General features: G+C 71.1%; 3 protein-coding genes and 1 pseudogene. 3 read left to right on the top strand and 1 reads right to left on the bottom strand.

The window, feature by feature from the left end; translation table 11 throughout:
• From U9983_RS27330 to U9983_RS27320, 3 genes and pseudogenes are all read left to right on the top strand, one after another.
• Positions 1–636: pseudogene (locus U9983_RS27330) on the top strand (tyrosine-type recombinase/integrase); the annotation flags it as partial.
• Positions 637–674: 38 nt separating this feature from the next.
• The gene (locus tag U9983_RS27325; RefSeq protein ID WP_416211576.1) at positions 675–968 is read left to right on the top strand and encodes a helix-turn-helix domain-containing protein; all 294 of its coding nucleotides are present in this window, start codon (positions 675–677) and stop codon (positions 966–968) included.
• 1,005 nt (positions 969–1,973) lie between these two features.
• The gene (locus tag U9983_RS27320; RefSeq protein ID WP_322756767.1) at positions 1,974–2,327 is read left to right on the top strand and encodes a hypothetical protein; all 354 of its coding nucleotides are present in this window, start codon (positions 1,974–1,976) and stop codon (positions 2,325–2,327) included.
• Between the two features lie 56 nt (positions 2,328–2,383).
• On the opposite strand, the gene U9983_RS27315 is transcribed toward U9983_RS27320, so the two are convergent.
• The gene (locus tag U9983_RS27315; RefSeq protein WP_322756766.1) at positions 2,384–3,172 is read right to left on the bottom strand and encodes an enoyl-CoA hydratase/isomerase family protein; all 789 of its coding nucleotides are present in this window, start codon (positions 3,170–3,172) and stop codon (positions 2,384–2,386) included.
• Between the last annotated feature and the right edge of the window lie 172 nt (positions 3,173–3,344).

Genomic DNA, 3,344 nt, shown 5'->3' with positions numbered 1-3,344 from the left:
TCCAGGCGCTGTTCGATGCCGCGGACGCCCGCGTCGAGGACATCCGCTCCCGAGGTCGGAAAGGCGCGCTGGCGGCGCACCGGGACGCAGTGGTGCTCAAGACGGTGTACGCCTACGGGTTGCGGCGGCGGGAAGCGGCGATGCTCGATGTGGTGGAACCCGCGTGCCGCGGCTCATGGCCGGTTCGGGTCGGTGCAGGTGCGGTGGGGCAAGGCATCGCGGGGCAGCCCACCGAAGCGGCGCACGGTGCTGACCGTTCCCGAGTTCGACTGGGTCGTCGAGCTGCTCGACGACTGGTGCGAGCAGCTGCGTCCGCAGTTCGACCCCGGCCAGCATCCCGCCCTGTGGGTGACCGAACGGCGCGGCCGGATTGCGGTCCGCCATCTCGATGACCTGTTCGGTCTGGCGCGGCGGGCGGCGGGCCTGTCGGAGGAGCTGGATTTGCATTCGCTGCGGCACAGCTATGTCACCCATCTGCTGGAGTTCGGCTATCCGCCTCTGTTCGTGCAACAGCAGGTCGGGCATTCCTACGCCTCGACGACCGCGATCTATACCGCGGTGTCGGACGAGTTCCGTAATCGACTGCTGGAGAAGTCGCTGCGCCGCTTCGAGGACCTGTGGGAGACACCCCGGTGACCCGGACGACGAGTATCCGCTGGCATCTGCGGACCCGGATGGCGGAAAAGGGTCTGTTTCAGACCTCCGATCTGGTGCCGCTGCTGGCCGAACGCGGTGTGCACCTGTCCCGGGAGCAGGTCTTCCGGCTGGTGACCCAGCCTCCGCAGCGGCTGTCGATGGACACCTTCGCCGCTTTGTGTGACGTGCTCGGCTGCACACCGAACGATCTGATCGAGGTCGTGGCGGTCGCCGAGCAGGTCGCGAAGACGGCGTCGGCGGGCAGGCGGCCCGCGGGCGGGGCGCCGGCTGGGCCGCGGCGCACCACGATCCGCCGGCCGGAGGGACTATGACACCCGACCTGCCGGGAGCTTCGACGAGCTCCTTTCGGGGGCCGGCGGCCCGTTCCGCCCGGCGACCACCTGTCGATCGGCAGGCGGTACTGCGTGCATTGGCCGGGCGGCTCGTCGCTGTCGTCCCTCGAATGACGGAGGTCGAGGCTTGCCGTCACCTCGACGCGGTCGCGGGAATGGTGAATTCGCGGTTGGCGTGGTTGGACGACCATCTCGCCACGTTCCCTGACGCGCTGCGGTCAGGAAGCTCCGACGTGCCCGCTGTCTTCATCCGGCTCGCGTTCACGCTGCACCAGGCGGGATACGCGGTCGTGGTGCCCGCCTGCGTCGACTGCGAGCAGACCGCGGCAGCCCTGCCGCAACGGGCCGAGGGCGGCCGGATTTGTGCGCGGTGCGCACGACGCCGGCAGGCCAAAGTGTGCGGGCGCTGCGGTCGACGCAACCCGGTCCGGGCCCACGACCCGGACGGGACACCGGTGTGCCAGAACTGCTGGAACCGCGACCCCGCCAGCTGGGAGACCTGCACCAGCTGCGGACGCGCGGCGCCGCCAGCGGCGCGGCCGAACGGGGAACCGATCTGCCGGCGCTGCTACGAAACCCCCCGCGTGATCTGCGCCCGCTGTACCCGATCCGCCGTCGAAGCCGCCCGCACCGACAACGGCGAACCGCTGTGCGCCGCCTGCCGGCCCGCGTCGCGCTGCGGGCTGTGCGAAAGGGAAGGCCGGCTCAAAGTCCGCGCCCGCGACGGCCAGCCGGGAATGTGCGAGGCGTGCTACCGCCGCACACTGTTCGGCATCTGCGACGCCTGCGGGCTGATCGGGAAGCTGGCCACGACCGGCGCGCACGGCGGACCCCGCCTGTGCACCCGCTGCCGCCCGGCGCTGCGCGCGGTGTGGGCGCGATCGGCGGATCATCGCCACCTGGCCGATCGGCAGCGTCTGCGCCTCCTGCTACGCCTGGACCCGCCGCCACCCCGTCGCCTGCCCCGACTGCCAACGCACCCAAGTGCTCGTCGGCCTCGACCAGCAAGGACAGCGGATCTGCGGCCGGTGCGCCGGCCTGGACGTCGACTACGACTGCCCGGCCTGCGGACGCGCCGGGTTCGTGCCCCGCGACGGCATGTGCGAACGCTGCCTGGCCGCCCGCCGCGCCAACGAGTTGCTCACCGGCACGAACGGCGCCATGCGTCCCGAGCTGCGCCCGCTCGCGGACGCCCTGGCCAACGCCGACGCGCCCGACGCCATCCTGACCTGGCTGCGACCCGGCGGGCCCGCCGAACGGCTGTTCCACCGGCTCGCCGCCGCGGAGGCTCCACCCAGCCACGAGCTGCTGGACTGGAGGGTTCCCAGCCCGGGCTAATCCGACGGGTGGGCGACAGCCTGCCCACGTTCCGGTCGATTTTCGGATCAGCTGGTTTACTGGGCGCGGTCGGCCTGCCGCTGCAGGAACCGGTGGACGATGGCCTGGTGTTCGGGAGTGTCGAATGACTGGAACTCCTCGGCGAGGGCGAATTCGAGGATGCCGGTGATCGCCCGGCTGAGGTGCAGGTTCAGCGCCCGTTTCGTGGACTGGATGGCTTGCGGCGGCTGGGCGGCGAACCGCTGCGCGAGGGCGATCGCCTCGTCGAGCAGCCTGTCTCCTGGCACGACCCGGTTGGCCAGTCCGATCGATACGGCGACGGCGGCGGGGATGCGGTCGCCGGTGAACAGATATTCCTTCGCCCGTAGCAAACTCATGAGCAGCGGCCAGGTGGGGGCTCCGCCGTCGGCCGCGGTGAGTCCGACCGACACGTGCGGGTCGGAGAGGTAGGCGTCCTCGGCGATGAGGACCACGTCGCTGAGCACGGCGAGGTTGCATCCCAGCCCGACCGCGGGGCCGTTGACGGCGGCGACGAGTGGTAGCGGGAACGCCACCATCTCGTGGACCAGCGCCGCCGCGTGCTCAATCTCGCCGCGCCGCGCCGCGCGGTCGTTGTGCAGCTCGACGAAGTGCGGCATGTCGCCGCCGGCGCTGAATGCCCGGCCGGCGCCGGTGAGGACGACGGCGCGCGCCCCGTCGTCGGCGGCGATGTGCCGCCAGACCTTGATGATTGCGTTGTGGAGGCGTTCGTTGGTGCTGTTGAGCGCTTCCGGACGGTTCAGGGTCACCAGCCGAACGGGCCCGCGGGATTCCAGCAGCAGCTCGGGCGCGAACGAGTTGTCCATGTGGTGTCCCTGTCTCTCGGGCCGTGGCTGGCCGGCCGCACGGAGGGTGGGTGCCGCCGAGCAGCTGCCTCGGCGCCCGGTCCGATGCTACTATGCGCTGCATAGCGCACAACCTCGTGCAGCCACTTCGGGGCGCTGAGCTTCCGCGGGTGACCGAAGGATGACCGTGCAA

The organism is Protofrankia sp. Cas3 (assembly GCF_963555955.1).
Taxonomy (GTDB): domain Bacteria; phylum Actinomycetota; class Actinomycetes; order Frankiales; family Frankiaceae; genus Protofrankia.
This window is presented reverse-complemented; position numbering and strand designations above follow the sequence as displayed.

Excerpts from the sequence above, each read along its gene's own strand:
- U9983_RS27315 (WP_322756766.1), bottom strand. The coding sequence starts at position 3,172 with ATGGACAACTCGTTCGCGCCCGAGCTGCTGCTGGAATCCCGCGGGCCC.
- U9983_RS27325 (WP_416211576.1), top strand. The coding sequence starts at position 675 with ATGGCGGAAAAGGGTCTGTTTCAGACCTCCGATCTGGTGCCGCTGCTG.